The following is a 1,457-nucleotide window of genomic DNA, read 5'->3' as shown; positions in this document are numbered from 1 at the left end:
ACAGATGTTAAATGAGGAGTTCTCTTTTTTATTGGAAGGCGAAACCAATGTTTTGGCTAATCTTTCCAACGCCAGTGCTCTTCTAAAATCACGCTTTCCTAATACCGTATTTGCAGGCTTTTATCTGTTCGATGGAAAGGAATTGGTTTTAGGTCCTTTCCAAGGAGGTGTTTCCTGCATCCGTATTGCACTGGGAAAAGGTGTTTGTGGGGAGGCAGCTCATTTTCAGGAAACTGTTCTGGTTGGTGATGTAACAACTTATCCCAACTATATTTCTTGTGATAGTAGAGCAAAAAGTGAAATTGTTGTTCCGATAGTTAAGAATGGTCAATTGCTAGGGGTTCTGGATCTGGATTCTTCAGAGATTGATGATTATGATACTATGGATCGAGATTATTTGGAACAATTTGTCGCTATTTTGCTTGAAAAGACAGAATGGGACTTTACAATGTTTGGGGAGAAAGCCTAATGTATCAAGCACTTTATCGAAAATATAGAAGTCAAAATTTCTCCCAGTTGGTTGGTCAAGAAGTTGTGGCTAAGACCCTTAAACAAGCTGTAGAGCAAGAGAAAATAAGTCATGCTTATCTTTTTTCTGGTCCTCGTGGAACGGGAAAAACCAGTGTGGCTAAGATCTTTGCCAAGGCTATGAACTGTCCCAATCAAGTGGGTGGTGAACCATGTAATAACTGCTATATTTGTCAGGCAGTGACGGATGGTAGTTTAGAAGATGTCATCGAAATGGATGCAGCCTCTAATAATGGGGTGGATGAAATCCGTGAAATTCGTGATAAATCTACCTATGCCCCTAGTCTTGCCCGTTATAAGGTTTATATCATAGACGAGGTTCACATGCTGTCTACAGGAGCTTTTAATGCCCTCCTAAAGACGCTGGAAGAGCCAACACAGAATGTAGTCTTTATTTTGGCCACTACTGAATTGCACAAGATTCCTGCCACTATTCTATCCCGTGTGCAACGTTTTGAATTTAAATCGATTAAGACACAGGATATTAAGGAACATATCCACTATATTTTAGAAAAAGAAAATATTACTTCTGAACCAGAGGCTGTGGAAATTATCGCTAGACGAGCTGAAGGTGGAATGCGGGACGCCTTGTCTATTTTGGATCAAGCCCTGAGTTTGACACAGGGAAATGAATTGACGACTGCTATCTCTGAAGAAATTACTGGCACCATTAGCCTATCAGCCTTGGATGATTATGTGGCTGCCTTGTCTCAACAGGATGTTCCCAAGGCTTTGTCTTGCTTAAATCTTCTCTTTGAAAATGGTAAGAGCATGACTCGTTTTGTGACCGACCTTTTGCACTATTTAAGAGACTTGTTAATTGTTCAAACAGGGGGAGAAAACACTCATCATAGTCCAGTATTTGTTGAGAATTTGGCACTTCCTCAGGAAAATCTGTTTGAAATGATTCGCTTGGCGACAGTCAGTTT

At 40.4% G+C, this 1,457-nt stretch carries 2 protein-coding genes; both read left to right on the top strand.

Annotated features, from left to right (window positions below; all coding sequences use genetic code 11):
* The coding region (locus QZ359_RS07710) for a GAF domain-containing protein (protein ID WP_293965251.1) at nucleotides 1–469 on the top strand (469 nt) is incomplete at its 5' end.
* Nucleotides 469–1,457, top strand: a 989-nt coding sequence (gene dnaX, locus QZ359_RS07705; protein WP_293965249.1) for a DNA polymerase III subunit gamma/tau, incomplete at its 3' end; no start/stop codon positions are given. The genes QZ359_RS07710 and dnaX, both read left to right, overlap by 1 nt.

It is taken from the genome of Streptococcus sp. (genome assembly GCF_019414905.1).
In the GTDB taxonomy this organism is placed as follows: Bacteria; Bacillota; Bacilli; order Lactobacillales; family Streptococcaceae; genus Streptococcus.
This window is presented reverse-complemented; position numbering and strand designations above follow the sequence as displayed.